This window comes from Streptomyces sp. NPDC056580 (assembly GCF_042793175.1).
In the GTDB taxonomy this organism is placed as follows: domain Bacteria; phylum Actinomycetota; class Actinomycetes; order Streptomycetales; family Streptomycetaceae; genus Streptomyces.
Map to the genome: position 1 here is coordinate 1 of NZ_JBHTVE010000033.1, position 22,275 is coordinate 22,275.

Consider the following 22,275-nt stretch of genomic DNA (forward strand, 5'->3'; position numbering starts at 1 on the left):
GAGATCCTCAGCCACCACAAGGGCGACAGCGAGGTGAGGATCAAGCTCCAGGGCCCGCGCAAGACCACCGTGCTGCGCCTGGACCGGCACCGGGTGACACCGAGCCCGGCGCTCTTCGGCGACCTCAAGGCGTTGCTTGGCCCCTCGTGTCTAGCTTGACTCTGGTCCGAAAACAACATCCGGCTGCCTTCAGGTGGCCAACGTCAATCCCCTGGCTCTGAGCTTGGTCGTGACCCTCGACCAAGGCTGGTGAGGCCGGGCATTGCGGTGGCAAGCGGGGCAGTGACCCATGGTGCCGATCAGTGCGGCCTGGAACGGAGCCACGATCTGGTAGAGGCGGAAAGCAAAGCCCTGTTTTGGGGGGTTCAGATGATGCCAGTCTTGTCCGGGTACAATCACAGCGTCAGCCCAAGCGAATCCAGCGCCACGACGCCTCTCTGCCCCTTGGAACGTCCCCTGGACCTCCTCGTCCCAACTGACCTGCAAGGAACCGGGATTAGCCGACTTTGCAATCGCCCTGCTTACACGGTCAGCGAAAGGACTTATGGATCTTCGTATGCAGTGTGCGGTAGTTTCCAGCAGCTCTCTATTGCTTGGGTGGTTGTATGAGTGTGGTCCTCATTCGACGTGGCCATTCCTGCCGGCCAATCCTGCCCCACCGTGACTGTTACCCCCTCGAAACGATCAGAGTGGCCGCGCTGCTGCGTGAAGAGGGGATGGACGTCCTTTTTGCGGACGAGGAGCCCGACCGTGAGTATCTAGCGTCTGATCCTGACGAGTACTGGTTGCCCATCTTGGATTTCGGCGAGTCCAAGAGCACGGCCATAGGTGGAGTGCTCAGTAAAGTTGTCAAACTGTACTTGCCTCCGGGCAGCTCCCCTGCTTCCGGTTCAGGCAGCCCCAAACTACACCTAGAGTTCTTCTGTGAGGATGGCCGAACCATCTTGGAAGGCTCCCCGCAGATCGTCTTCGCCATCGCAAGACACCTGGGGGAGTCGGAGGGGCCGCCCATGTGATCCGTTGTGTGAGTGCCTGTCGAGGTGAGCTTGCCTCGTTTTGGCGGGATTTCTCTGAGTCTCCGACAACAGATCAGAGACGGTGGATCCGAGAAGCCGGGGGCGCCGCCTTCAGCCGATCCACCTCCGTGTCGATCTCTACCGCCGCTACTTCACCGGCGAACACCACCACCCCGTCTGCCGGGTCTGCGGCAAGGCGTCGAGGACGAGGACCCCGCGGTCGCGGCGGCGCAGGACTGACAAGGGAATTCAGACGCGGGGCAGATGACGGCTCACGAGGGCCCGCAGCCGCTCTGCGTCCTGCGGAGAGCGCAGCTCGCGCTTGGGGAGCACCAAGGAGAATACTCGGGTCGCGGCTGAGTAGTACCACTTGGTCGCGGGTCTCGCGGTAACCGCGGAAAACAGACCAGCGCTGTAGGAGCGTCGCGTGCGCGGTCTCGGCCGCGACCCCCGTCTCGCTAGGGCCTGTCTCTCCGATCATGATCGGAGCCAGATGATGAGGGCCGCGAACGTCACGGTGCCGAGGAACACGTGTCCTCGCTTGTCATAACGGGTCGCCACAGCTCGGAAGCCCTTGAGCTTGTTGATTGCCCGCTCGACGACGTTGCGCTTTTTGTACCGCTCCTTGTGGAAGCCGGGAGGCCGACCGCCATGCGAACCGCGCTTGACGCGGTTGGCTGCCTGGTCGGCCTTCTCCGGAATGACGTGCTGAATACCTCGTTTGCGCAGGTAGGACCGTGTTCGGTGGTTGCTGTAGGCCTTATCGGCGCTGACGCTGTCCGGGCGGATACGGGGCCTGCCGGCACCGATGCGCGGGACACGGATCTGCTCTATGACCGTCTCGAACTGGGTGCAGTCCGCCCGCTGCCCGGGCGTAACCACCAGGGACAGCGGGGGGCACCGGCCGTCGGCGCTCAGGTGAACCTTGGTGGTGAACCCGCCGCGCGAGCGGCCCAGGCCCTCATGTGCAGCACCACCTCCTCCAGGTGGCCGAGCAGGCCCGTCCACGCGGGATCGATCTGGTGTCCCGTCGCCATCGCCCCCTTTGAGACGGCTGGTGGCGGGGCCTTGCGGGCGCCGGCGGCGTGCTGATGGGCGCGCATCACCGTGGAGTCGACCGAGATGTTCCAGTCGATGGATCCCTCGGCGTCTGCGGCGGCCTGGACTTGCTGCAGGAGTCGCTCCCACGTGCCGTCCGCCGACCACTGCAGATGCCTCTTGTGCACGGTCTTCCACGGGCCGAACCTTTCAGGCAGGTCACGCCACTGCACCCCGGTCCGCACCCGATGCAGAACCCCGTTGATCACCTGCCGGTGATCCCGCCACCTGCCACAACGCCCGTTGCTCACCGGTAGAAGCGGCTTCAAGCAAGCCCACTCCTCGTCCGTCAGATCACCGCGACCAGTCATACCAAGCCAACGAGTCAGATGGCCGGACACGCATGGCTGCTCTGTTGCGCCAGGAGCTACGGCAGCTCGTGGCGCACCAATGCACGCGCGAACGGTTCACCGGTCTTTCGCGCGTATGCCATTCGCTCGCGCACCTCGCTGAGTGTGCGCGGACGATAGCCAGGGCCGCCACAGCAACTCTTGTGGAAGCGGACACCGGCATTCAAAAGTACCGACAGGGTCCGCCAGGCAGCGGTGTCGCGCCGCCGCGGCGGCGCGAAGGCGGAACCCACATGGATCAACGGCTCGGCACAGCGCGGGCAGAGCCGGTCGTGGTCACCGAGGTAAGGCTGCTTGTAGGAGGCCCGACAGGGCAGGCAGACATAGGAGGTCTTCGCGTGGGCCACGCTGGCCAGAGTACGGCCCGTCCGGGATGAACTCGACCAGGTTTCCGTGACATTCAGCAAGATCGAAGGGACAGGCCCTAACGGAAGTGCGGCACCCGCCCTGCCAGGAGGCTGTGCGCAGCGCGTGGTGGGCCTGGAGATGGGGGATCAACCGGTCCAGCGGAGCGCGGGCAGCCTCTTCGGCTCGCTGTCTTGGGTGACTTGGAACCAAGACGGTCCCAGGCGGCGGCAGATGGCCCGGGCATTCGACGACCTGGCCGCCGACTGCTCGTTCAACGCCGAGGTCGAACCGCGCAGCTGCGGCGGGGAGATGGCCCTGCACCCCGGCATCGCTCGGCCCAGGACCTGACACGCAATCGGCCGCGGCTCGTGCGGCATACGGTGGCCGGCCTGCCTGAAGGCCGGGCGGACTTCGACCGGGACGCCTACTCCGACGTCCTCTTCCAGGACCACGACGTTCTGACACTGTTCGACAACGCCCACGCCCTCGACGGCACCGAACAGCCTGACAACGAGATCCGTCAGTCTATGGCCGTGGTCAATCTCGCCCCGCACGACTGGTTCGACGCCTTCGACCCCGAGCAGGCACGCGACCCCGACCGCGGCTTCCGCCACCCGTGACTCGGTCCGCCGTCGAGCGCCGGGAGCATGTCAGACCGTCGGAAAACTGGAGGCTGCCGCATGGCTGGGCCGCTGCTACTTCGTACCGCGGAACCTCACGCACGATCCGCAGTACCGGTACCTAGTCGACAAGTACGAGGAGCCCAAGCCTGACGATCCGATCGGCTGCTGTGAGGCGCTCGACGAAGTGGCCTCAGAAGTCCAGGCGGAGCTCGAAGCGTGCATGCTCTCCGGCAGCAGGGCCCGGCCGACGACGGTCATGGTCCTAGTAGTGGAAATGGCCTTACTGAGCTGTTGGGACACCACGCCCTGCTGCCGACGCCAACCAGGACACGGCAGCGGGGCGTTGGATCAGGACGACGGCAGCGGAGGCCGCTGTGAGGAGCTGGTGGAGTGATCTTCGCTCGGAGATCGCCCCGGTAGGGGCCAGCCGCTGGGCAGTGTGTCTAAAACAACGCGGCCGCGCTCGTCAGATCACATACCAGCAGAGAGGTCAGCGTCGGGCCGGGCACCGGCGCGGTGAACCTGCCAACCACGGACCACGCCCTCACGGCCCCCCGTGGCCCACACACGGGGCGAGGCCACCCCGCACCCTCTTCGGGGCCCGCCTTGCGAAGCTGGGCCAGTACGGTGACGCCTGGTCGGCCACCGTGAACACGGCCGCCTCGGTGGCGAGCCCCCCACGCTGTCGAGCAGGGGCATGTTGCCGTCTGCTCAGAAGTCAGCGGCTGATATTTCCGCGGCGTGCATGATCAGCCTGCCCACACGGTGTAGACGGCGCGGGTCGCTTTGCCCAGGGCGGGGATACCCGTCCACTGTTCGCGGTAGCTCATCCCGGTGGGAAGGCTGTCAGGCACGTTGTCGGACGAGCCTGTGTCGCCACCGACGATTTGGCCGGCCGCGTTGTAGAGAATGACCTGCTGCGTAACCATGCTCTGGAGGTCGTTGTGCGTGCTGTTGGTGACCTTCACCGTCAGGTTGTACGAGTACGGGTCGTTCGTGAACAGATCGTCGCGACTGCCCTGCGTAAGCTTCAGTTCGCTAGTGGCGAGCATGGGCTGTTCGACGGATCCGGCCCTGCCGAAGGCGTCCTTCGCCTGACTGACGTTGACTTTGGCCGGCTTACCCGTGAGTTGCGTGAAGCTGCCGCCAAGCGTGCCGAGGAAGTCAAATGTGGTGTGGGCGGGGATGTTCGGAAGGGTCTCACGGCCCGAGCCAACGATGGCGCCCGTCTTGTCCAAAGCGCGCGCGTCGACGGCGACCGAGGCTACGGAACTGCGCGGGTTCGACACCCGGGCGACGTACGTGACAGCCGTGTCCCCGCCGACGTCCTTACCGGTGTGGCTCCAGACGAGGCGCACGGAGGCGGGGGAGTCACTTGGCTGGTCGGCTATGGACGCGCTGTCGCCGGCAGTGTGGTCGGCCTTGCTGTCGGGCTCGCTGCTGCTGCAGGCGGTGAGCGCGCCGACGAGGACGGCGATGGTGGCAAGCGCGGTTGTTCTGGCTCTGGCGTGCATTATCTCCCCAACGACGGTAGGACGCTCGTCATTGTGTGGACTTTGAGAAGTCCATGTAAATACCATGCATGGTTCGTGGCTCATCTGTGACAGGGGGCGCCTATTGGGGGCCGCGCCCTACCGTCCCGGGCGCACGGACCGGAGCGTGCCCGGTGATCCGGACGTCCTCGACTTCGGCACGCTTCAGGCCGCGGTGGCCCGGCACGCCGACAAGGTGATGGAGCGGCCCGTGTACGCGCAAGTCCACCACCGTGCAGCCGCGCTCACGCACCCTGATCACCGACCGGAGTGGGCTGCCGCTGTCCCTGGGCGTATCTGGCGCGAACGTGCACGACAGCCAGGGCTTGGCGCCACTGGTACGCGGCATCCCACCCATCCGCTCTCGCTGCGGTCCGCGGCGCCGACGACCGGCGAAGCTGCACGCCGACAAGGGTTACGACTACGATCACCTGCGCCGTTGGCTCCGCGCAAGGGGAATCCGCCCTCGCATCGCCCGCAAGGGTGTCGAGTCCTCGCAGCGGCTGGGCCGCCACCGCTGGGTGGTCGAGCGAACCGTGTCCTGGTTGGCCGGCTGCCGGAGGCTGCACCGCCGCTACGAACGCAAGGCCGAACACTTCCTCGCCATTGTCGGCATAGCCGCAGCCCTCATCAGCTACCGCCGTCTTGCAGCGAGTTGACGCGGTTCAGCGCGGTTAGCCTGCGGCGATTACGGCCTGGATCAGGCCCGGGAATCGGCGGTCCAAGTCCCCCTTGCGGAGGCGCATGTACAGCCCATTCCCGGCGTCGCGTTGATACACCAAGCCCGCCTCGCGCAGTACTCGCCAGTGACGGGTGCGACTGGACTTGCCCACCGGCAGGTCGAAGGAAGCGCACAGCCGCTCTTCATCTGGCCGTTCGGCCAGTTCGGCCACGACCCGACGCCGGTTCGCGTCAGCCAGCGCCAAAAGGATGGGACCCACCTGCAACTCCTCAGTGCGAGGGTGGGCCAACTCGCCTGCCGTCATCACTTCACCCCTCGACAAGGTACGTCTGGTTGCGTACCTTCCTAGAGGTACGCAACCAGACGTACCTTACCGCTGCTGGGGGAGTCATGTCTGTACCCGCACCGCCGCGTCGCAGCATGCTGTCGCGTATCCGCACGTCACTGCGCAAGCTCCTGCTCATAGAGCACTCGCCCTTCATGACCCTCTGACTCTGGTGAGGGCCTCTGACTTTCGCCTGCGGAAGTGTGCATGCGGTACCAATCAAGAGCCCCATAAGAAACGTCGTCTTATTAGAGCTTCCAGGAGCGCAGTGCCTCAGCGACGGCATAGACGCTCAGGCGTGTGTCCCGGACCTTGCGGACAAGATCAGACAAGGCGCCGTAGGGCGGATCGATGCCTTCCCCGGACTGGTCCATGTACTGCGCGGCGATAAAGGCAGCGAAGAGACTGTTCCGGTGAGGAAGGGGCTCAAGCCGCACGATTGTGTGCAGCAGGGCGGCGGCGCGCCAGGCGGCGTCCGGGTCGGCCGTCTCGAGTGTCGGCATCTTGGTCTTGTGCCGTGCGACCGCCGCGACCAGCGCCGAGTAGTCCGTCACCGTCACGTCCTCGTGCCCAAGGGCCGCCTCCTGGACGTCGAGGAGCCACGAGACGTCGATGTGCAGGTTCATCAGGCTGCCGCAGCTCCGTCGCCTCGCTGCGAGGGGGGAACCTCGTCGGGGAACGCGTCGTCGAACTCGCTGCGCAGCCTGTCGGCCCAGGCGACAGCGCCGGCGACGAACCGCTTGCGGTGCATCTCGCGTACGCCGAGGTCGTGCAGGTACTGCTTCAGGCTCTTGCCCTCCGCGGCGGCGGCGGCACGGACGCCTTCCATCTCCTCATCGGAGAAAGACACATTCAGTGATGGCATACCTGGATGGTACCTAGGTGGTACCAGGCGTGTCAGGGTTTTGCCCTTCACGGCTTCCAAGGCGACGTCGTTCACATATTCGGTTCTAGGGTACCCGCCCGGACACTAGGGAGGCGAACAGCAAGGTGGCGAGCATGCGGGACGACCTGCACGTACTTGCAGCCCTCGGCAACAATCCCGCCACCCTGGACCCGGCCCCGGACGGGCCGCTGCGCTACTCCGGCGCTCGGGACCGCAGCTGGCGGCCCGGCCGGCACCCGTGCTCGGCGTGCGGGGCCCCGGGGGCTCGGTCTGCGATAACAGGACTCCTGCCGCGACTGCATGATCGCCGGGTGGAAGCTGAGCCCGGGCCGCTACCACCTGCTGTTCACCTCGAACGGCCGCCCGGCCCAGGACGGCTGGTGGGCGACCGAAGAGGTCGCGGGCGAGAAGTTCCGGCGCTGGATCGGCACGGTTGGCAACACACGCGCACCCCGGGTCACCCTCACCGACGAGGAGACCGACACCGTGTTGACGACCTGGCCAAGGAGCCGTAGCCCTCTGCCATGCTGAGCTCATGGCCCACCGCCTGTACCCAGCCGCGAGCGCGCCCGCCGACAGCTCGAGCGCCACAAGTTCGAAGAGCCGTCCCTGACACGGCCCACCCCCATGCAGCCTGGGCAGAGGCTGGCGGTGGTTTCCCTTGCAGATCAGCGCGTTGACAGGCGGTACTCGTCGAGCAAGGGCGGGGGGGTGCCGCGTCTGGCTATGCGGCCAGGCCTTCCTCCACATGCCGGACGTCGCGCTCTCGTTGTACAACGGCCCCACCCGGACCAGCCCCCGGGACTGTTCCTGTGTCACCAGAACGACCGCGGCGACGACCGCGCCCGGGTCCGTGGGGGCTGGGTGGGCTGTCACGATGGCGACCACGTCCTCGCCCTGCGCGTCGCTGTGGGCAAGGTGTATCGACCTTGAGACCGGCCGAGGCTACCTGGGACTACGTTTCGCCGGTGCCGCTGTTCGTCTTCAGTGCCGAGGCCGCAGCCCACGGCATGCGCGAGATCACCGGCCCCGGATCGGACGCCCACCGCGCTATGGCCAAGATCCGCCGTGCCCGCGCCGATCTCACCTGAAACACCAGCACGTCGTACGCAGTACGTGGCCGGATGCCGCTGGGCTGAGCTTCGACGTAACGCACCGATGGCACCTGCCTGACCGACGACGGATCGCTGGATGCCCCCCGTCAGCACACGACCTGTTGGGACTGCTGGACCAAGTCCGACTCACCTCGCACTTCTGCCGCTTCTGCGGCAAGCGGATCCCAAGGCCATCCCGCCCCGAATCATCTCGATGACCGACAGCGCGACCAACCCCTGGCGCTGCGCCGACAGCTGGGACGACCGACTCGAGTGACGTCTGCGGGGAAGGCAAAGGCGCTCATGCCCTGGCGGCACCTTGCTCCTGGCACTCACCGTCCTGGCCGACACCTTCACCGCGCCCGACCCTGCACGCATTTCTGCCCGGTGAGAGTGCGAACGGCCGCACACACGGCTCGGCGGCGTGGAAGCTGGACCGCATGACCGGGGTAGAGCACGTGCTTGAGTGCTGGGCTGCATCAACTCCGTTGGGTGAGCCCGTCGAAGCGTGGATCATTGATTCGTGATGAAGTGGACGAAGAAGGGGTGGCCGGCCGAGCAATCGGAGCGTCAGCCCGAGCTGTCGGCGTACCAGCGTGCAATGCGGAACCGGCTACTCGCGGCACCCGTGGTGCCCGCGCCTGCACCCTGGCACCCCGTCTTCGAGTCCACATACGGCGTTGCCGTCGGCGGTCTCCTCGGGATCGGCTTCGCGACACATCCCGACAGCGGCCATGATCTGCTGATGGTCGTCTCCTCCGATGGTCACGGTCTCTTCGACGCCGTCACCGGGGACAGGATCGCCAGGGAACGCGACCCCGGCCCCGAGGACAGCACCCCCGACGCGGTCGCCGATCTGTCCTGCCCAGGACTGGGGCCGATTACCGGGAGCCGCGTGCGCATCGCGGGGCTCTTCGGCGGAGGGCTGCACACCACCACCGGGGACGGCTGGGCCCTGGAGGTCGTCACCCCTGCCTGGCCCAACGAGCGCGTCCTGCTGTCCCGCGACGGCGGGCTGCCCCACGCCGGTCCGCACGCAGAGCAGTGGTGGCACATCTTCCACTCGAACTACTCCACATTCCGTACAGCGGGCTTCTCGCCCTCCGGACAGACCATCGCCGTGGCGACGAGCAGTGACCTTGCCTTGTGGACACGCAGGCCGGACGACACCGGCTTCGGTAGCACTGGAGCCTGACGAGCCGGCCTGCGTATCAAGTCTGGGAACCGTTCCGCCGTGGGTCTGCGGATACCGTCGATGCTGGTCCGCTGTGTCGCTCCAGCGGGGTCGGGGCGGCCTTTTCGCAAGCGCTCTGGCAAGGCCCGCCCCCACAGCCCGGCCGCGCACCGAGCACGCGCAGCTTCAAGGGACCCAGTGCCGGTGCCTTTTCTTCACCCGGGCAGCCCCGATGACGTAACGGCAGGCGCGTGAGGAAATCGGCCGGCGACGCGGCCCTCGTGCATGGCCCAAGGCCGACCCGGCAGTCACGCGGCCGACCTTAGTGATCACTGCAGGCGAAGGGCAACACCGTATCTCAGCCGTGCTCCGAGTGCAGATCGAACTGCTGTCTCTGGTAATCATGACTCGATACATACGGCGCGCGGCAGACTTCGGCGTGATCAACATGGCGAATGCGTTGCCACACGTCGCGGACGCCCGCCCTTGCCGCCGCCGATCGTGACGTACCTGGTGCTACCGCGTGCTGCACCTGGTGGTGGCCGTGATCGCGGTGGCGGGGGCGATGTTGGTGGGGTGGATCGAGAGGTGGACTGGCCGGGCGCGGTGACCGTCATAGGGCTCCGGTGTCCCGGGCCGTCCAGACGCTCGGGTAGATCGGCCGGAAGCCGAGCTCCCGGCGGATCCGCTGGTTGGACGTGATCCCGAACCACGGGTCGGGGTCCGTGAGCTCGTGGAGCCCGGCGGGCACCTCGACGCCGTTGAGCTGGTAGAGCTCGACCGTCGTGACGGGGGCGTCGTCGGCGATGTTGTAGATCCGGCCGGCAATGCCCGGCGCGTACAGCAGCCGCATCAGGCCCTGAGCGACGTCCGCGTGGTGGGCCATCTGCAGGCGCTGGTGCGGCGCCCAACGGGATGCCCAGCGCAAGGAGTCGGCGAGGTGCGGATCGCCCTCGCCGTAGACGAAGGGGAGCCGTCCGATGCGTACATCCAGGCCCTTGAGCGCGAGCAGTTCACGCCCGGCCTCGGCTTTGGACTCGGGGTAGGCGCCCCACATCGCGCCGCCCGGCCGGCTCTCGTCGTCCTCGGTCAGCGGGCGGCCGCGTCCGAGGCCGTACACGTTGTTCGTGCTGACCTGCACGAACCGCTGCACGTCCGAGGCCCGCGCGACGCGGCCCAGGGCCACCGCAGCGTCCCGGTTGACGGCCCATGCCTCCTCGTCTGGAACCCCGCGGAAGGATGCGGCGATGTTCACGACGGCGTCCACGCCGGCGAGCGCCTTGCCGAGTGTCTCCTCGTCGCGCATGTCTCCCACGGCGACCTGAGCGCCCAGCTTTGCGAAGCGCTCGCCGCGGGCCGCGTCCCGCATCAGGACCCGCACCTGCTCGCCCGGCTGCCGCTGGATCAGCAGCCTCGGCACGAAGCGGCGTCCGACCTGTCCTGTCGTACCGGTCACCAAAGTCAGCACGATGTGCTCCTCACGTACTTGTGCCGCCTGTCGTCGACGGCCAGCCTCGGCCGACGCGGGGAGAGGGGGGAGAGACCTCTTCATCAGGGGATCGTGAGTCCCTGGATGAGCCGGCCGTCCTCCCGCACCCTGGAGAGGTGAACCGAGCCGAACTCGCCGACTTCCTGCGCCGCGCTCGCGCCCGCCTGGACCCCTCCGACGTGGGCCTCACCGCCGGAGCCCGCCGTCGCACGCCGGGGCTGCGCCGCGAGGAGGTGGCCCAGCTGGCCGGCATGTCCGTGGACTACTACACGCGGCTAGAACAAGCCCGGGGCCCGCGCCCGTCCCGCCAGATGCTCACCGCGCTGGCACGCGCCCTGCGCCTGACGGAGGACGAACGCGACCACCTCTTCCACCTCACCGGTGAGGAGCCGCCGCGCCGGGAGGCGACCAGCACGCACGTGCGCCCGGGCCTGCTCCTGGTGCTGGACCGGCTGCACGACACCCCGGCGATGGTGGCGACCGACTGCGGCGAGGTCCTGGCCCAGAACGCGCTGTCGCGGGCGTTGAGCGGAGACGTCCTCACCCGCCCGCCCCGAGAACGCAACATGATCCGCCGCTTCTTCCTGGACCCGTCGGCGCAGGAGCTGTTCCCGCTTGAGGACCGTCCGGAGCGAGCCCGCGAGCAGGTGGCCGGCCTGCGAGCAGTGGCCTCGGCGCGCCCCACGGACCCCGAACCCGCCGCCCTCGTCGCCGAACTACGCGCCGCGAGTGAGGAGTTCGCCCGTCTCTGGGACGAACACGAGGTCGCCGCACGCCGCGCCTCCACGAAACGCTTCCGGCACCCAGCGATCGGCATCCTCGAACTCGACTGCGAGGTCCTCGTCAACTCCGGCCACAACCAGCAGCTCGTCATCCACACGGCCCGCCCGGGCACAGGGTCGTACGAGCGCTTGCAGTGGCTGCGGGTGGTGGGCTTGCAGGACCTGACACCGACGGGCTCCTGAACCCCGTGCGCGCCTTCGAGTCCGCTCCCTGCCCACCGCGCATCGCCCACCATCCCACCGTCACCGGCTGCACATAGAGCAGGCTGCTTGGCAAGCATCACCGGCGGGCGGGGGAGTAGTGAATCCCTGCAGACTCATTGCTGCCCCTGATTCTACCGGCGGTAGAATCAGGAGCATGAGCAAGCCAACCAGCATTAAGACCAGCGAGGAAGTGCGTAACCGATTGCGGCTCCTCGCTGAGGAGCGTGGCACCACCATCACCGAGCTGCTCGAGGAACTCGCCACCCGCGAGCTCACGGCAGCCGAGCGAAAGCAGCGGGCTGCCGAGGCCGCACGCGAGCTCGGCATCGAGTACACCGAGCAGGTCCAGCAGGCCGGCCAGGACGCCTGGGCGAAGATCCGCGCCCATCAGGGCGGCGCCGCCGCATGAACCTGACGGCCGTCCTGGACCACACCGCTCTGGCCGCTCTGTACCGTGCGAATCCCTTCTTCACCGGCCTCTACATCGAGGCCTCGCGCGGCAGCGGCCAGGTGATCATTCCTTCGCTGTCCGTGCTGGCTGCCGAACGGCACGTTGTCGGCGCCGGCAAGCATGCCGCGTCGCTGCGGTTCGCGGAACAGGTGCCCTTCACCGCGGCGCACGCGGTCGATGCAATGGCCTGGAAGGACGTGGACTGGCCGGTGGCTCACGCGGCGGCAATCGCCTGGCAGGCAGCCAGAGAAGGCGCCCCCCTCACCGTGTTGTCGCTTGAGCCTGAGGTGTACGCCGCAACCGGCATTACGCCACTGAATCCCACCTGACCTCTTCCGGTGGTAGCAGTCCGTAATCGCCTCGCGCCCAACCGATCCAAGACGAACGCTACTCAAGCGGTCAGCTCCTCGTCCTCGTCCTCGTCCGCGCTCGCTTCGCACGCGGTCAGCTCGTCGAAGGCCCGTCGGCGGTCGCGGCGTGAGTCCCCGCTCGGTCCAAGCCGTCAGCACCGAGCGGTTGGACTTGCTGCCGCTGCACGTCGAGCACGCCGTAGAGATGGCCACGGTGCTGTCCGATCCAGCACTGCACACGTGCATCGGCGGCACGCCGGACACTCCGCGAGCCCTGCGCTCGCGCTATCAGCGCATGATCGCAGGCTCTCCCGACCCGTCGGGCATTGCGGACGGCCTTCTTCACAGCCTGCTCGACCTCGTACCGGCTCGCCTCCACCGTCCCGCGTGCCCCGTGATGGCCGCCTGTACGGCCTCGGCTGCTTCGCGCCAGCGCCGCAACTGAACGTCGCAATCGTCACCGGTGAGGCCGGCGAGCCGCGCGCTCTTGCTCGGCGGATCGTTCCAGCTCGATCAGTTCATCGGGAACCCCTGCCACAGCAGCGGAGCCTAAGCGTCGAGCAGGCAGCGGCGACGATCTCACTCGCCGTCCGATCGGGTAGACCCCCTCCGGGTGCCGACCGGGCCGTCGGCGGCAGCCGCTGCGGAGATCACTAACTGCTCGTGATGTCCGAGAGTGCTGTGTTCTCGTGTGCCTGGCCCTTGCGCCACCACGGTGAGCACAGCGCGTCATGCTGGTGTTCGGTGTGTCCGCGATGGCCACTCTGATGGCCGGTGTCGTGGTCGGACGCAGCGGGGAGGGCAGAGATCATGAAAAGGACCCTGCTTATGCTCTCTTCCTGCCGTACGGGACTCGTCACCGTCGCTCTGACGGTATCTGCTCTCGTCCTGCCGGCTGCCGCCGCCCAAGTGGCGGCAGCAAAGCCGCTGCCGTCTTCCTCCCAGGATCAGCCTGCTTCGTGTGAAGACGCCCTCCTCGACGGTGTGCTCGCCGCGGGATGTAGCCCGTTCATCCAAATCCTCTGAGCAGTGCCGGGCGACTGCCCTACGCGGAGGGACGACAGTCCTCGGTCCCCCTGGGATGCACAAGCCCTCGCGGCACGCCATTGAGGCCGGCGGTGTGCCGGGAGGGGGCGACGCGTTGTCGCGTGGTGATGTGACTTACCGCCCGTGCGGGTGACTGCGACGCGACGCTACGGGCGCGCCGCGTTGGCGGGCCGCTACGAAGATCTCAAACCGTTCGGGATCTTCGAAGGGACCGCCGCTCCATGCGTTTTGCCCGTACCGCTGCCGCCGCTTTCGCCGCACTTCTCGTCCCCGCCACCGCCCACGCGGCCGCCGCTCACAGTGCTGCGGTGGCCGTACGACAGGTGCGCGCGCCGGGCGCCACAGTCACTCTCCCGGTGCGCGACGCCCTTGCAGGGCTGCCGGTGAGAGAGGAGGACCGCACCGGCTACGACCGCTCCAAGTTCAAGCACTGGATCGACGCCGACAAGGACGGCTGCAACACCCGTGCCGAGGTCCTCAAAGCCGAAGCGGTCATCGCCCCCGAGCAGGGCCCGCGCTGCGCCCTGTCCGGAGGCCAGTGGTACTCGCCGTACGACGACCGCTACATCAGCGGCCCGTCCGGTCTGGACATCGACCACCTGGTCCCGCTCGCCGAGGCCTGGGACTCCGGCGCCTCCGCCTGGACCGCCGCCGAGCGCGAGGCCTACGCCAATGACCTGGGCGATGACCGTGCGCTGGTCGCGGTGTCGGCAGCCTCGAACCGGTCCAAGGCGGACCAGGACCCCACCACGTGGCTGCCGCCGGCCGCCGCCTACCGCTGCCAGTACGTCACCGACTAGGTGGCCGACAAAACCCGTTGGGGCCTGAGCATCGACACCGCCGAACAAACCGCACTGTACGAGGAACTCGGCAACTGCGCCGACGCTCCGATCACCGTCATCCTGGCACGCTAAGCGTTTCCGCACTCAGGACTGGACTGCCTGGACGCGTCGGCGCCGAGAGCGGGGCACGTGGGATGAAGGGGGAGAGATGCCGGCCGGGCACGACAGGGGGAGACATGCCCAGCCGGCGCCGGTCAGGGGTGCGTGGCGTGGGCCGGCTCAACTCAGGCGCGCATGCCCGCAGCACCTCGAACAGGTGCGCGGCGGCCGGGCGGCGGCCGCCGCTGTCCGGGGGCACCAACCAGAACAGGCCGGGCGGGGCTAAGAGGTCCAGGCGCGGCACACTGGGCGCGGTCCCCGCCCATGCACTCCACGTCGGCCGGGGCCAGGTCGCCCGCGACGCCTGGAAGGCCCCCGCATGACCACCGCCACCACCGAACTCCGTACGTTCACCGACCTCGAGCCCATACGCGGCGACCTGATCGACGTGTACGTCGAGGTCCGCGTCCCCCTGCTCCACCTGCCCAACTACGCCGTCCACGCGTTCGGCGAGCGACTGGACCGGCACGGCGGCGAGCCGGGATTCACGGCCGTCATTGCCTACGCGGACGGCAAGCCGGTCGGCTACGCCTACGGCAACCGCATCCAGCACGGCGACCGGTACTGGCAGCGCACGACTCCGCAGCCGGCCGCCGAGTACACCAGCCGCCCGGCGCTGGCGCTGAAGGAGATCGGCGTACGCCAGGCGTGGCGCAGGACCGGCACCGCGCGGCGCATGTATGACGCGTTCCTCGCTGCGGGGCACGAGCCATACGTGACGCTCATGGTGAACCCGGCGGCCGGCGACGGGAAGGTTCACCGGCTTTACCAATCGTGGGGCTACCAGGACATCGGGCAGAGCCAGCCGTCACCGGCCTCGCCGGTCCTCACGGTCATGGTCCGCGCCGCTCGTTGATCCCCGGCGCACCCCGACCCGGCCACGAGGAGGTTGATTGTCGGCGTTACGCCTTGGTCGTTCGGTCCAGGCGGACGACGACCAAGGCGATGTCGTCGTCGGCGCCGCTGGCGACGTCGAGGCGGGCGAGGAGGGCGTCGGCGAGGTGCTCCGCGCCGAACTCGGTGCACGAGGCGAGCGTGGAGGTCAGCCGGGACAGGCCGGCGTCGATGTCCTCACCGCGGCGTTCGATCAGGCCGTCGGTGTAAAGGATCAAAGTGTCGCCGGGAGTGTAGGTCGCGGTGGCCTGGGGGCGGGGGACGTGTTCGGGGCGGGCGCCAAGCGGTGGGTCGGTGGCCTGGTCGAGCAGAGTGCAGGTCCCGTCCGGATGCAGCAGCACGGGTGGGGGGTGGCCGGGGCTGCTGTAGAAGAGCAGGTGGCTGTGGCAGTCGACGAGGACTTGGGCGGCGGTGGCGGCCAGCGCTCCCTCGACCGAGCGTGCGTACAGCCCCAGAACTTCCAGTGCTTGGGCGGGGCTGTGGACGGCGCGGGTGGCGGCGCTCAGCGCGCTGCGGAGCTGGCCCATGACGGTGGCGGCCATCAGCCCGTGGCCGACCACGTCGCCGACTGCGACCGTGAAGCGGTCCGTGGGCAGGTCCACCGTGTCGTACCAGTCGCCGCACACGTTCAGTGATCCGGTCGCGGGCAGGTAGCGCACGGCGACGTCCGGGTGCCGGGCAAGGTCGGGGGAGTGGAGCATGGCTTCCTGTAGGGCGACGGCGATGCGCCGTTCACGGGCGTGGGCCTGCCGCAGCTCCTCGTTCAACTGCTGCAGCTGCCGCGCCCGGGAGTACAGCTCGGCTTCCATGGCCGCTTCCCGGCCGGGGCTGACCGACGGCAGGTCGGCGGCGCGGCGGGCGCGGACGACGTCGGTCATGTCCTCGGACCGGTGGATGATCCAGGCCACCTCTCCGTCCGGGCCCAGGACCGGCACGTTGATCGCGGTCCACCACCGCTCCTTGAACACCTCGGGGTCGTCGGCGACCGCGATGTCGTACTTCTGCAACGCCATGTGATCCGTCTGGCGGGAGGACAGGACACGGTGCAGTGAGCCCTTCAGCGTCGTCACCCCGTCGGCTTCCGGGTCGGCGGGGTTGTCGGGGAAGGTGTCGAAGAGGTATTGCCCGACCAGCTCGCCACGGGTCCGCCCGGTCACCGCGCAGAAGGCCGCGTTGGCGTCGGCGATCACCAGGTCCGTGCCGAGTACCAGGCACGGGCTCGGTAGAGCGGCGAACACCCCGGGATAGTCGATCTTCGGTGTCACACGCATCCCCTGCCAGTGGCTCGCTCCTCAATTTACGAAGGGTCCGGCTCCCGCGCTCGCGGAACTCGCTGCCGGGCAGCGGATGGCATCTGCATACGTTCACCACCCGTTTCCGTGCGCCCTGGCCCTGCGATGGCGGGCACAGGCTGGGGGGTCCCGCCGCATCCAACCGGCACCGCACTGATCACCCCCACCGACGAGGAAGTCACCTGCGTGCGAACGCCCAGGAGGGCCGTCTCCGCCTGGACTCCCGTGCGCACGTCACCCCAGGTACCCCAGCTCGGTGTCCGGGCGGCACTGCGGGCACGCCGTAACCCCGTCGGCGAGCGCCCGCAGCGCCGCATCCCGCGGCACGCCCCGGCTCCGCTCCGCGACGTTCCAACAACCGCCGGCATGTACGTACACCGGCGAGCTGTCCTGGTTGAGGCCGAGCTCGAGGAACCAGTCCGGCGCCGGGGGCCGGGCCTGCTCGCCCTGCCGCTGCTCCACCTGCCGTCGCTCCTCATCTGCGATCCACCGGCGGGTGCGCTCGAGGTCGCGTTCCTGCACGCGCTCCAGGAAGCGCAGCACGTCGAGGCGCGACAGTGGATCGTTCACATGTTCGATATTAGGTTGTAGGCTGCCCGCCAAGACAGCAGGGGGTGAGCAAGCAGCAAGGAGGCGAGCATGCGGGACGACCTGCACGTACTCGCAGCCCTCGGCATCGACCCCGCCACCCTGGACCCGGCCCCGGGCGGGCCGCTGCGCTACTCCGGCGTCCGGGACCGTAGCCACCCGCCCGGCCGGCACCGGTGCTCGGCGTGCGGGGCCCCGGCCGTCGCCACCCGACGCCTGCACGCCCCGGGGCTCGGTCTGCGATGGCAGGACTCCTGCCGCGACTGCATGATCGCCGGGTGGAAGCTGTGAGCCCGAGCCGCTACCACCTGCTGCTCACCTCGAACGGCCGCCCGGTCCAGCACGGCTGGTGGGCGACCGAAGAGGTCGCGCGCGAGAAGTTCCGGCGCTGGATCGGCGCGGTCGGCAACACCCCCGAACCCCGGGTCACCCTCATCGACGAGGAGAGAGGCACCGTGTTGACGACCTGGCCGGAGGAGCCGTAGCCCTCTGCCATGCTGAGCTCATGGCCCACCGCCCGAGCCGGCGTCGTGGTGCGTGAGGGGCGGAGCCGGGGGAACGCTGCATGGCACACAGGGCGTGAATATGCCCAGTGCCTCGCGGAAGTAACTCCCACTTTGTGGGCTTGTCAGCGGCAGGTAAGGGCATCCGGTGGCCAGGAGGTTGATAACGATGGTTCCCCTGCTTCTGGTTCTTCTTCTGGCCCTGATCCTCTTCGGCGCGGGTTTCGCGCTGAAGGCGCTGTGGTGGATCGCAGTGATCGTGCTCGTCGTGTGGCTGCTGGGCTTCGTCGTCCGCACCGCGGACAGCGGAGGCCGCAAGGGCCGTTGGTACCGCTGGTAGACAACAGACGCCACGCGCGAGGTGAGTGGGGCCCGGCCGATTTCGGCCGGGCCCCACTCGCGTAACCAGCCTTGTTGTGCAAGCGGTTGGGAGGGATCGGGCGTATCGGGCGCACCGCAGGGTACGTGAGTGATGCACCGGCCCCGCAGGCCCAGCAGTGGAACCCTGCTCCTCCTGCCTGCGGGGCTGATGCGCCCGAGCGGCCGACGGCTTCCTGTCCGGCGCCTTGGCCGGCTGCGCGCTCAGATCCCACCCAGGTGTGGCGCCCTGGACTCTATTTGGCCGGCACGGTGGGGCCGCCGACGGCGATGACCTCGTTGTCGACGATGACCCGGATCGGCACGTCGGTGAAGTGCTTGATAGTCACGTCCTCGTAGTCGAATTCGAACGCAGACGTCCCCGGAGGCCGCGCTGTGCGGCCGGCTGGGGCCGCGGACGCTGAGCTGGCCCGCGTGACGCCGATGCGGGGCCGACCCAGGGGTGGGCATGGGCGTCACTCTGGCACGATCGGGGGCAGCAGTTCGCAAACGGCGTGCCAGGCACGGGGGAGCGCGGCAACGCCCGTGCGTGCGGCGATCACCTCGCCGGCAATAGCGCAGGTGGTGTCGATGTCGCCGCGCCCGGGCGATGGCGTCGGCCTCGACGCCCTGGGCACCTGTCATCTGTGGCGCCCTGCCCATCGTGACTCCCCATTCCAGCCTCAGATGGTGAAGGGCCGCTGCCGGATGAATCGAGTGTTGGCGTGGCCGGTCACGAAGAGATTCGGGCTCTGGGTGGCTGGCATCTTTTTGACGATCTCACGCAGGAACGCCCTGTAGCCACCAGGGAACTTGCCCCCGTTCCATACCTGGAGCAGCGTCCCGGTGAACAGGCCGTTTACGAGGCCGTCGGCCGCAAGTTGGTTGTCTTGGCACGCCGAGATGAGTAGGACTGTTGCGCCAAGGTCGCGGGTGTCTCGGGCGTTGATCTGTCGCTGGATCTCGTCGTAGCGCTGCTTGTCTCGCTCGTAGACCTGCCGCTGCTTGTCCAGAGGCATGATCCTGGCTGTCGTCTCGACCTCGCTGCGGTCGCGCGTCTGGAACTGCTCTTCGAGGGCTTCTGGGGTGAGGATCTCCCGGACCCTGACGGCACTGCCGCTGTGGCAGCTGTCCAGGAGGCAGAGGATGCGAACGCCCTCAGCGAAGCCTTCAAATTCCTTATAGATCTCGTCGTCGATGTACTCGCGGTCGTACAGGCAGATAGTCTCGTCGAGTCGATCCGGTTCGTCTTCGGGGCCGTTGAGATCCGGAATCTGGCCGCCGTGCCCAGAGTAGGTGAAGAACAGCAGGTCGCCGGCCGCGAGGGTGCGCGCTGCCTTGCGCAGCTCTTTGGTGACGTTGTCGACTGTGGCGTCAGCCGTCAGCAGCGTCGTACGGTCCTGGAACCCAGCTTCCTTGGCGAGCTGGTCCATGTCACGCGCGTCGTTTTCGCAAGCGATGAGCTTGCCATCCCAGCCTGCGTACCCATTGGGGTCGACGCCATTGAGACCGAGGTGGAGAGAAATACCGCGGGGCATAGGGAGTCCTTCCGTGTGAGAGCGGTTGCCGTGAAAGGGCATGACGGGACGGAGACGCCTGTGCACCTGATTTCGATCTTCAGGTTAGCAACCTAAGCCGGGTATAGCGGCACAATTAACCCATTCGCGGCATGTGCGTATTCAAAGGCCTGGCCGCGCGGTAGCTAGAAGGGTGTGACGCCTACTCCTGAGCCCGCACCTGATGCCGAGACCTTGATCCGCGAGTCGTTGTCGGACCGCACGGGTTATAACGAACGGTTCTTGGGGCCAACCGTGCCACTGCTTCGACCAGTGGACCCAGGTATCGAGACTGTCGTCCTGCCCTACACGCATTTCAGCGTGGTGTTCCGCCCGGATCGGCGCCTAGCTGCGTCAACGGCTGTGATGATCGACGGCTCAAAGTTGATCGAGGTGGACCGCACCAACGACTGGCGGTTTGACCCGCGTATTGCGGATAGCCACCAGGCTGGTGACCCCGTCTACAAGAACAACCGGCTAGACAAGGGGCACCTGGTCCGTAGGCTTGACCCGGTCTGGGGAGTGACGAGTGAGACGGCGGCTGCTAACAGTGACACCTTCCACTACACGAACGCCGCTCCGCAGATGGACATCTTCAATCAGGGCAAGCAGCTCTGGCAGGGGCTGGAGGACTTTCTTCTCGACCACGCCAAGGCGTTCCATCGCAAGCTGTCCGTGTTTACGGGGCCGGTACTTGAGGACACGGACCCGCCGTACCGCGGTGTCAAGGTGCCGTTGCGGTTCTGGAAGGTAGCTGCTTTCGTGCAGGACGGTGACCTCGCGGCTACCGCATACGTCCTTGACCAGAGCCCCGACCTGAGCCGCGATGCCGCGGCACGGGCCTTGGCCGATGCGGCTAGGGCTGGAGACCCACCGCCGCTGGGCGCCTTCAGAACATTCCAGGTGCCGGTGGCTGATGTCGCGGACATCACCGGCTTGGATCTGGGGCCGCTACCGGCGGCAGACCGACTGCCTCCCCATGTGCGTGCTGAAAAGCGATGGACACGATTGGAGCGGTTCGAGGACATCGTAGTGTGAGAACCTGTTGAGCCCGGTCCTTCCGCTGCAGCCCCTCCGCGCGTGGGGCGGCAGTCGTGCAGGTCGACTCCCCACGCGCTAGGGAAGCCTTATAGAGGTTGTCCCGTATGGGGGCGTGGGTTACCCGGTGAGGGCCAGGTTGTGGAGCCGGGCGATGCCGAGGATGGCTTGGTGTACGCCGTTGCCCTTGAGCCGGCAGTCCCGCAGGGTTTTCCAGTTCTTCAGCCGCGACAGGACGTGTTCCACGCGTGCTCGCGCCCGACGGTGGACGGCGTTCTCCGCTTCTTCCTGGGGGCTGAGGTGGGTCTGGCCTCGTCGTTTGCGGTGCGGGATGAGCAGGCCGGTGCCCTGGTAGCCGCCGTCGGCGATGGTCGGTGCGCCGCGGCAGGCCCGGTCGACGCCGGATTCGGTGAACGCCCGGCAGTCGTTGCGGCTGCCGGGCAGCGGCAAGCTGATCGCCACCACCAGGCGGCTGTTGGCGTCGATGACGACCTGCAGGTTGGTCGAGTACCGGTAGTTCTTGCTCGAGGCGGCGATGCTGCGGTCGCGGGTGGGCACCAGGGTGCCGTCCACGATGTAGACGGTGTCCTTGCGCGGCCGACGGGCCGGCGAGATGGCCAGCAGAGGTGCGAGGTGATCGAGGATGCGGTCGGCCGCCGACTTCGAGACCCCGAACAACGGCGCCACCTGCCGCAACGTGAGGTTCGTGCGCCAGTACGTCGCCACCAGCAACACCCGATCCTCCAACGACAGCCGCCACGGCCGGCCGCGCTGCACGTCACCACCACGACGTCGCACCAACGCCACCAAACTGGCGAAATGCACCTCGGTCAGCCCAGAGAACGGCTCAATCCACTTCGGATCATCTGCTGAGATCACCCCACCCATGCCCAGCCAACGCACCAACCGCCCCACCGGTTACGGGACAACCTCTAGGAGAGCGGCGGCCATCGTTTCAGGCGGCTCCTGGGCAGAGCCGACCGCCTCTCCAACGGCGACGCGGGACGGTCGCGGTTGAGGAGGCGGTCATCGGCGACCTCGACAAGTCGGAGGGTGCCCCGGGGTACTCCGCAAGATGATCCTGCTCCAGTAGCACTCCAAGCCTCCGAACCCTGCGCCAAGGCCGAGGACTGACCGCACCCACAGAGCTTGGCTGGGGTGTGTCGGCACCGACGGACATAATGCGGCTGTGGACCTGAGACCGGAGCTGTTGCCCCCGCCCGTGAGCCAGCAGCGGCTGGACGAGCTGTGCGCAGAGGTTGAGTAGATCGCTGAGCTGCTGCTCGCCCGCCCAGAGGCGGCGAGCGAGGCGATCGAGGTGTTCAACGCGATGACCGGTCACGACTACGTGGCTCTTGACTTCGCTGAGTACGACGGAAGCAGGAGCCTGGAGGAGTTCGCGAGGGAGGCGGCCCGGCCGGCTCGCCCCGTGGTTGCGGACATCACCCGGGACGAGCTCGTGGAGATCGTTCGCAGACTCCTGACTGCCTCTGCGGAGAGCGGCTACTATCTGCGGCTCCTGGAGGCGAACGTGTCGCATCCCCGGGTGAGTGACCTGGTCTTCCGTCCCTCGGACATCCTTCAGGACCCGTCTGCGGAGCAGATAGTCGACGAGGCTCTGAAGTATCTGCCGATCGCGCTCTGAGCGAATCGAA

The 22,275-nt window shown here is 67.6% G+C and carries 26 protein-coding genes and 3 pseudogenes; 18 read left to right on the forward strand and 11 right to left on the reverse strand.

Annotated elements, in window-relative coordinates:
- Positions 1–689: 689 nt before the first annotated feature.
- A complete protein-coding gene (locus ACFQ9Z_RS38075; RefSeq protein ID WP_383031204.1) occupies positions 690–1,016 on the forward strand; it encodes a hypothetical protein in 327 nt (108 codons plus the stop codon).
- Between the two features lie 477 nt (positions 1,017–1,493).
- On the opposite strand, the gene ACFQ9Z_RS38080 is transcribed toward ACFQ9Z_RS38075, so the two are convergent.
- A protein-coding gene (locus ACFQ9Z_RS38080; protein WP_383031327.1) for an IS5 family transposase occupies positions 1,494–2,425 on the reverse strand; the annotation gives its coding sequence in 2 pieces (ribosomal slippage) (positions 1,494–2,053 and positions 2,053–2,425; 933 coding nt in all).
- Between the two features lie 56 nt (positions 2,426–2,481).
- Positions 2,482–2,811, reverse strand: a complete 330-nt coding sequence (locus ACFQ9Z_RS38085; RefSeq protein WP_228617682.1) for a deoxyxylulose-5-phosphate synthase — start codon at positions 2,809–2,811, stop codon at positions 2,482–2,484.
- A 381-nt stretch (positions 2,812–3,192) separates the two neighbouring features.
- Between ACFQ9Z_RS38085 and ACFQ9Z_RS38090 the strand changes: the two genes are divergently transcribed.
- Complete coding sequence (locus ACFQ9Z_RS38090) at positions 3,193–3,432, forward strand: hypothetical protein (protein ID WP_383031209.1); 240 nt, start codon at positions 3,193–3,195, stop codon at positions 3,430–3,432.
- A gap of 752 nt (positions 3,433–4,184) precedes the next feature.
- Here ACFQ9Z_RS38090 and ACFQ9Z_RS38095 read toward each other — a convergent pair.
- Complete coding sequence (locus ACFQ9Z_RS38095; protein WP_383031213.1) at positions 4,185–4,949, reverse strand: hypothetical protein; 765 nt, start codon at positions 4,947–4,949, stop codon at positions 4,185–4,187.
- A gap of 266 nt (positions 4,950–5,215) precedes the next feature.
- On the opposite strand from ACFQ9Z_RS38095, the pseudogene ACFQ9Z_RS38100 reads away from it, so the two are divergent.
- Positions 5,216–5,626, forward strand: a pseudogene (locus tag ACFQ9Z_RS38100) (IS5 family transposase); the annotation flags it as partial.
- 15 nt (positions 5,627–5,641) lie between these two features.
- Here the strand turns inward: ACFQ9Z_RS38100 and ACFQ9Z_RS38105 are convergent.
- The 3 genes from ACFQ9Z_RS38105 to ACFQ9Z_RS38115 form a co-directional block, all read right to left on the reverse strand.
- Entirely contained in the window at positions 5,642–5,908 is a 267-nt protein-coding gene (locus ACFQ9Z_RS38105) for an ArsR/SmtB family transcription factor (protein ID WP_383031216.1), read from the reverse strand.
- Positions 5,909–6,222: 314 nt separating this feature from the next.
- Positions 6,223–6,600, reverse strand: coding sequence for a toxin Doc (locus ACFQ9Z_RS38110; RefSeq protein WP_383031220.1), 378 nt, complete (start codon positions 6,598–6,600; stop codon positions 6,223–6,225).
- Positions 6,600–6,839, reverse strand: coding sequence for a hypothetical protein (locus ACFQ9Z_RS38115; RefSeq protein WP_358940499.1), 240 nt, complete (start codon positions 6,837–6,839; stop codon positions 6,600–6,602). Before ACFQ9Z_RS38115 ends, ACFQ9Z_RS38110 begins: the two co-directional genes overlap by 1 nt.
- A 321-nt stretch (positions 6,840–7,160) precedes the next feature.
- Here ACFQ9Z_RS38115 and ACFQ9Z_RS38120 point away from each other — a divergent pair, with 321 nt between their 5' ends.
- From ACFQ9Z_RS38120 to ACFQ9Z_RS38135, 4 genes are all read left to right on the forward strand, one after another.
- Positions 7,161–7,391 carry a hypothetical protein gene (locus ACFQ9Z_RS38120; protein WP_383031224.1) on the forward strand — a complete coding sequence of 77 codons (231 nt, stop codon included), beginning with the start codon at positions 7,161–7,163 and terminating at the stop codon, positions 7,389–7,391.
- Positions 7,392–7,586: 195 nt separating this feature from the next.
- On the forward strand, positions 7,587–7,793 hold the full coding sequence (locus ACFQ9Z_RS38125) for a DUF6283 family protein (RefSeq protein ID WP_383031230.1): 207 nt from the start codon (positions 7,587–7,589) through the stop codon (positions 7,791–7,793).
- A 35-nt stretch (positions 7,794–7,828) separates the two neighbouring features.
- Positions 7,829–7,951 (forward strand): hypothetical protein, encoded by a 123-nt coding sequence (locus ACFQ9Z_RS38130; protein WP_383031236.1) that lies wholly within the window; start codon positions 7,829–7,831, stop codon positions 7,949–7,951.
- Between the two features lie 604 nt (positions 7,952–8,555).
- Complete coding sequence (locus tag ACFQ9Z_RS38135) at positions 8,556–9,149, forward strand: hypothetical protein (RefSeq protein ID WP_383031239.1); 594 nt, start codon at positions 8,556–8,558, stop codon at positions 9,147–9,149.
- Positions 9,150–9,741: 592 nt separating this feature from the next.
- Here the strand turns inward: ACFQ9Z_RS38135 and ACFQ9Z_RS38140 are convergent.
- Positions 9,742–10,596: an NAD-dependent epimerase/dehydratase family protein gene (locus ACFQ9Z_RS38140; RefSeq protein ID WP_383031244.1), complete on the reverse strand. Its 855-nt coding sequence runs from the start codon at positions 10,594–10,596 to the stop codon at positions 9,742–9,744.
- 137 nt (positions 10,597–10,733) lie between these two features.
- Here ACFQ9Z_RS38140 and ACFQ9Z_RS38145 point away from each other — a divergent pair, with 137 nt between their 5' ends.
- From ACFQ9Z_RS38145 to ACFQ9Z_RS38170, 6 genes and pseudogenes are all read left to right on the forward strand, one after another.
- Positions 10,734–11,582: a helix-turn-helix transcriptional regulator gene (locus ACFQ9Z_RS38145; RefSeq protein WP_383031247.1), complete on the forward strand. Its 849-nt coding sequence runs from the start codon at positions 10,734–10,736 to the stop codon at positions 11,580–11,582.
- Positions 11,583–11,757: 175 nt separating this feature from the next.
- A complete protein-coding gene (locus tag ACFQ9Z_RS38150) occupies positions 11,758–12,012 on the forward strand; it encodes a hypothetical protein (protein ID WP_383031250.1) in 255 nt (84 codons plus the stop codon).
- On the forward strand, positions 12,009–12,383 hold the full coding sequence (locus ACFQ9Z_RS38155) for a PIN domain-containing protein (protein WP_383031253.1): 375 nt from the start codon (positions 12,009–12,011) through the stop codon (positions 12,381–12,383). Before ACFQ9Z_RS38150 ends, ACFQ9Z_RS38155 begins: the two co-directional genes overlap by 4 nt.
- A gap of 148 nt (positions 12,384–12,531) precedes the next feature.
- Positions 12,532–12,726: pseudogene (locus tag ACFQ9Z_RS38160) on the forward strand (GNAT family N-acetyltransferase); the annotation flags it as partial.
- A 946-nt stretch (positions 12,727–13,672) separates the two neighbouring features.
- Positions 13,673–14,365, forward strand: a pseudogene (locus ACFQ9Z_RS38165) (HNH endonuclease family protein).
- Between the two features lie 346 nt (positions 14,366–14,711).
- A complete protein-coding gene (locus tag ACFQ9Z_RS38170) occupies positions 14,712–15,248 on the forward strand; it encodes a GNAT family N-acetyltransferase (RefSeq protein ID WP_383031258.1) in 537 nt (178 codons plus the stop codon).
- 46 nt (positions 15,249–15,294) lie between these two features.
- Here ACFQ9Z_RS38170 and ACFQ9Z_RS38175 read toward each other — a convergent pair whose 3' ends face one another.
- Together ACFQ9Z_RS38175 and ACFQ9Z_RS38180 are read right to left on the reverse strand one after the other, a co-directional pair.
- Entirely contained in the window at positions 15,295–16,551 is a 1,257-nt protein-coding gene (locus tag ACFQ9Z_RS38175) for a SpoIIE family protein phosphatase (protein ID WP_383031260.1), read from the reverse strand.
- Positions 16,552–16,812: 261 nt separating this feature from the next.
- Entirely contained in the window at positions 16,813–17,148 is a 336-nt protein-coding gene (locus ACFQ9Z_RS38180; protein ID WP_383031264.1) for a DUF6233 domain-containing protein, read from the reverse strand.
- 69 nt (positions 17,149–17,217) lie between these two features.
- On the opposite strand from ACFQ9Z_RS38180, the gene ACFQ9Z_RS38185 reads away from it, so the two are divergent.
- The 3 genes from ACFQ9Z_RS38185 (at position 17,218) to ACFQ9Z_RS38195 (ending at position 18,009) form a co-directional block, all read left to right on the forward strand.
- On the forward strand, positions 17,218–17,457 hold the full coding sequence (locus ACFQ9Z_RS38185) for a hypothetical protein (protein WP_383031267.1): 240 nt from the start codon (positions 17,218–17,220) through the stop codon (positions 17,455–17,457).
- Positions 17,445–17,651: a hypothetical protein gene (locus ACFQ9Z_RS38190; RefSeq protein ID WP_383031270.1), complete on the forward strand. Its 207-nt coding sequence runs from the start codon at positions 17,445–17,447 to the stop codon at positions 17,649–17,651. The genes ACFQ9Z_RS38185 and ACFQ9Z_RS38190 overlap by 13 nt, the downstream gene beginning before the upstream one ends.
- Positions 17,652–17,838: 187 nt before the next feature.
- Entirely contained in the window at positions 17,839–18,009 is a 171-nt protein-coding gene (locus tag ACFQ9Z_RS38195) for a DUF5670 family protein (protein ID WP_011113206.1), read from the forward strand.
- A gap of 700 nt (positions 18,010–18,709) precedes the next feature.
- On the opposite strand, the gene ACFQ9Z_RS38200 is transcribed toward ACFQ9Z_RS38195, so the two are convergent.
- On the reverse strand, positions 18,710–19,564 hold the full coding sequence (locus ACFQ9Z_RS38200) for a caspase family protein (protein ID WP_383031273.1): 855 nt from the start codon (positions 19,562–19,564) through the stop codon (positions 18,710–18,712).
- A 291-nt stretch (positions 19,565–19,855) separates the two neighbouring features.
- On the opposite strand from ACFQ9Z_RS38200, the gene ACFQ9Z_RS38205 reads away from it, so the two are divergent.
- A complete protein-coding gene (locus tag ACFQ9Z_RS38205) occupies positions 19,856–20,620 on the forward strand; it encodes a DNA/RNA non-specific endonuclease (RefSeq protein WP_383031276.1) in 765 nt (254 codons plus the stop codon).
- Positions 20,621–20,740: 120 nt separating this feature from the next.
- Here the strand turns inward: ACFQ9Z_RS38205 and ACFQ9Z_RS38210 are convergent, their stop codons facing one another.
- On the reverse strand, positions 20,741–21,508 hold the full coding sequence (locus ACFQ9Z_RS38210) for a transposase (protein WP_383031281.1): 768 nt from the start codon (positions 21,506–21,508) through the stop codon (positions 20,741–20,743).
- 442 nt (positions 21,509–21,950) lie between these two features.
- Between ACFQ9Z_RS38210 and ACFQ9Z_RS38215 the strand changes: the two genes are divergently transcribed.
- Positions 21,951–22,265 carry a hypothetical protein gene (locus ACFQ9Z_RS38215; RefSeq protein ID WP_383031284.1) on the forward strand — a complete coding sequence of 105 codons (315 nt, stop codon included), beginning with the start codon at positions 21,951–21,953 and terminating at the stop codon, positions 22,263–22,265.
- Positions 22,266–22,275: the final 10 nt, after the last annotated feature.